The organism is Candidatus Protofrankia californiensis (assembly GCF_900634765.1).
GTDB lineage: Bacteria > Actinomycetota > Actinomycetes > Frankiales > Frankiaceae > Protofrankia > Protofrankia californiensis.
In genome coordinates this window covers 1-2774 of sequence record NZ_CAAAFT010000044.1, presented here as the reverse complement: position 1 = coordinate 2774, position 2774 = coordinate 1, and the positions used below count along the sequence as shown (strand labels likewise).

The following is a 2774-nucleotide window of genomic DNA, read 5'->3' as shown; positions in this document are numbered from 1 at the left end:
GTCGGATCCACCAGGTCCGTCGGGTCCACCAGGTCCGTCGGGGCCGCCGTCCGGAAGACCGGAACCGCCTCCCAGCTGCGCGATGCACTGCCGGAACGCCTCACGGACCTTGGAGTCCGTCAGGTCCGGACGTGACGGGGCGTTGCCGCCGTCAACCGTGACGCCCTTGCTCTGCAGGCATTCTCGAAGCTTGTCCCGGTCAACCGCCAGCCCGGGGCGGCCTTGCGGCCCCCCGCCGCCTGGGAACCCGCCGTATCGGCCGCGGCCTTCCCCGAATCCGCCGTAGGGGACCCGGCTGTAGCCCGTCCCGTCACCGGGGAACTCGTCCGCGGCAAAGAACCGGTCTGCGGCCTGGCGGGTGCTGTCCGTCCCCGCGCCGGCGGCTAGGACGGCGGCGCCGGTGCCCAGGACCACGGCGATCACCGTGGCGGCCGCGATCAGTCCGTTGCGCCGCCGATGGGAGCCGCCGGCTCCACCCGGACGCCGGCCCGCCGCGCCGGCGGCGGCCGCGCCGACGGCCGTGCCGGGGCCACCGGGGGCGGGCAGCGCCGGCTGGCCCGAGCCAACCCACCACGGCGCGGTCACCGGAGGGGACCCAGGCACCTCCGAGGGCGCGGCGTGGACCAGCGCGACCACATTCGCAACCGACGACGCGGGGCCGATCACATCAGCTCGCGCCTGCGCCCCGAATTCCGGTGGGACATCGGCACCAGGTGGCGTGACCAGCACCACAACGGCGTCACTCGGCCTGGTCGCAAGGATCGGCAGCAGTTCCCGGTCGTACATCGTCACAACCAGAATCGTCCGGACCGTCACAGTCGGCGGCTGCATCCAGGACAGCCCGTCACCAGCCGGACTGGCCGAACCAGCCGGACTGGCCGGCGGCGGCTCCTCGAACGGCGGCTCGCTCGACGGAGGAAGAACGTCATAATCGGGCCCGAGCGCTTCCGCGATCATGCCCGGGTCTGCGGGGAGCCCCAGACTCAACCACACACGTGTCATATGCATACCGTCGCTGTCACGCCTGAGGGAAAGCTTTCAGAAACCTGGGGACTTCCTTGTAGATCGTGCCTATCGGCGTAGCTTAAGGACTTCTCTCCCTCGAGCGACGGGGACCTGGGCCTTCCAGACAGCCTTACCGGCAGCGCGCCGTCCGCCCCGACGCGGCCCCGACCCGGTGCGACCCCGGGCCAACTCCCCCATCATGATCGAAATTAGGTTGATCGACGGTTGGCCGATGGATATTCCGTTGCTCTTTTTGTGAACAAATTGTGTGATGAGTAGACAGGAAATCCATAGAACAACACTCTCACAAGGATTCATGCGGGTTCAGTCGCGTCGGGGGCGTCATGAACATCGATACCGGCAGTACGGGCACGGCCATAACCTCAACCACTGAGCTGGCGATCAACGTGGTGGACGGCGCGGCCGCGCCACAGTGGATCGTCGTGCTGACCGGCATGGCCGCGCTCGCGGCCGTCGCGCCCAGATGGACCTGGCGCAACAGCGGTCATCTCGACACCATCGCGCACGAGGGTGGTCATGCGCTCGTCGCCTACCTGCTCGGGTACTGGGTCTTCGGCGTATGGCTGTTCTCGGACACCTCCGGTCTCACCGGCTCGTACGGACGACCGAGCCGGGTGGCCAGCTTCCTCGTGTCGGCAGCCGGTTACACTGCGCCGTCAGTACTCGGGCTGGGCGCGGCAGCCCTGCTCAGTGCCGGTCACGTCACAGCGACGCTGATGCTCGCCGTCGTGGCGCTGGCCGCGCTCTTCCTCATCATCCGCAACAACTTTGGGATCATGCTCGTCATCACGACCGCCGGGGTGGTCGTGCTGGCGCTGCGTTCGGCGTCCGCGGGGACGCAGAGCGCGCTCGCCTGTTTCCTCACCTGGTTCCTGCTGCTGTCCGGGCCCCGATCCGTCCTCGACCTGCGCCGGCAGCGCAGGAACGGACCGTCCTCATCGGATGCGGACGCCATGGCCGAGCTCACGGGCGTTCCCGGCGGGATCTGGGTTGCCGGCTTCGGCCTGGTCGGTGTCCTGTGCCTGTTCCGTGGAACAGCCCTGCTCCTGAGCTGACCGTCTTGAACTGACCATCCTGGCCACCCTTACCGGTCACGCGGGGATCCGGCCGACGACCTGTGTTGCCCGCAGGCCCGGATACCCGGCACCGGGCGGCGCAGCCAGGACATGATCAAGCTGCGGATCCACCCTGAGAAACACTGTCGTGCTATGCCGACAACAACACCAGTCATCGGCCTGACCACGCCGTCCTGTCGGCGGCGGGTCCGGAAAGGCGCCAGATCGCGTACCTGCGCGCCATGGCTGCCCGGTTCTGCGCGGCGCGCGTACCCGCCTGCATGGCGCGCACGCTCCACAGCCCGGCTACATGAGAGGCAAAGGCGCTCAGGCCGTCGTCGGTCACGCCAGCCCAGCAGGCCAGCCCGGCCGCCCACTGCTCAGCTAGCTGCGGGGGATGTCCCGCGCCGACAAGCCGGATGACCATGAATGCGGCGTCCACCCAACCGGCGCCCTGGGCTGGCCAGCCCCAGTCGACCACCCAGACGCGAGATTCGTCGATCATGAACTGATGGGCGTGCAGGTCTGTGTGGATCAGTCGGTCGCCGGCTACGGCGTCGGCTACGGTGCTCGCGTGGACGGCTGCCCTAGCGACGTCCCATCCAGGGAAGGTGCTCGCTGGCAACGCCTCTAGGTCCTCCCACCAGCCTGCGTTGCGCCATCGCCCGGAGAGCGGACGCAGGTCCCTAGCGG

At 68.7% G+C, this 2774-nt stretch carries 1 protein-coding gene and 2 pseudogenes; 1 reads left to right on the top strand and 2 read right to left on the bottom strand.

Features of this window, described 5'->3' with window-relative positions; translation table 11 throughout:
* Positions 1–1002: pseudogene (locus DD1DGNOD_RS26420) on the bottom strand (hypothetical protein); the annotation flags it as partial.
* A gap of 347 nt (positions 1003–1349) precedes the next feature.
* Between DD1DGNOD_RS26420 and DD1DGNOD_RS02285 the strand changes: the two are divergent.
* Entirely contained in the window at positions 1350–2081 is a 732-nt protein-coding gene (locus tag DD1DGNOD_RS02285) for a M50 family metallopeptidase (RefSeq protein WP_131764980.1), read from the top strand.
* Between the two features lie 172 nt (positions 2082–2253).
* On the opposite strand, the pseudogene DD1DGNOD_RS28625 reads toward DD1DGNOD_RS02285, so the two are convergent.
* Positions 2254–2774: pseudogene (locus tag DD1DGNOD_RS28625) on the bottom strand (hypothetical protein); the annotation flags it as partial.

What these genes read in the sequence shown, in the direction of transcription:
- DD1DGNOD_RS02285 (WP_131764980.1), top strand. Translation starts at nt 1,350, where the DNA reads ATGAACATCGATACCGGCAGTACGGGCACGGCCATAACCTCAACCACT.